The organism is Oleiphilus sp. HI0067, assembly GCF_001635735.1.
Map to the genome: position 1 here is coordinate 1 of NZ_LWFI01001567.1, position 867 is coordinate 867.

Below are 867 nucleotides of genomic sequence, written 5' to 3' on the forward strand. Positions count from 1 at the left end.
CGCTAATTACGCCGCACCCACAACCGAAGTCTAAGGTCCGTCCTTTTAAGCGACGAATATCCTGCTCAAGCAACAAAGCTGTTCCCTCATCTAACCGCCCACTCGCGAAGACACCAGGTAGTGCAGCGAGTTTGAGTTTATTCTCGGGATCGAGCTGAAAATCGAAAACTTCAAAATAATCTTGTATATCGAATGCATTAGTAGCCGATACGCCGGACGCTTCCCACAGCTGACAGTGTTTGGCTGAATCGATTTTTACGCACTCTTTTGAACGAGCCGCGAGTCGCTTTGCGCCGCTCGCAATACCGCTTTTCTTTTCGCCTAACAGATACAGTTTGCCATGATCTGCTAGTACGCTTGCTGCCAGATCTAAATACAACTCCAACTCAGATTTTGACTTTGGCATAAACAAAATAATACCGTCATAACGATCGCTACTTTCAGGGATACCAAAGACAATATTTTCTTTATCAAACTCTTCGAAAGCTTTATAGGTTCTGTAGTTGAACGTCACAACATCGTGTAACGCAAAAACATTATTTGTTGGCTCTGATGGTGGCTCAATAAATAAATAACTACTTTCGTTAGGAAAAAGATCTTCGTTACGCTCGATTACTTGGGCGGTGGCTTGTGTCACGCACACTCCTTAATAGAAACTAATTCTGTTCAGCTACTTCAAATGGCATTAATTCCGTTTCTTGTTTAATTGACGAATAATAAAAACGGAGGTTAGTGTAATGGCGTTCTGTGATAACGGGATTATCCGGAACTTCGTAGCGAGGTACAGCTCTAATTGCATCTAACGCTGAACTATCTAGTAAACGATGTCCACTGGGTTTGTATATATAGGCATTAACGATATAACCA

The 867-nt window shown here is 42.2% G+C and carries 2 protein-coding genes; both read right to left on the reverse strand.

Annotated features, from left to right (window positions below):
• A partial coding sequence (locus A3739_RS25570; RefSeq protein ID WP_197472573.1) for a methyltransferase occupies positions 1 to 637 on the reverse strand: 637 nt, incomplete at its 3' end.
• 19 nt (positions 638 to 656) lie between these two features.
• On the reverse strand, positions 657 to 867 hold a 211-nt coding region (locus tag A3739_RS31095; protein ID WP_231877150.1), incomplete at its 5' end, for an energy transducer TonB.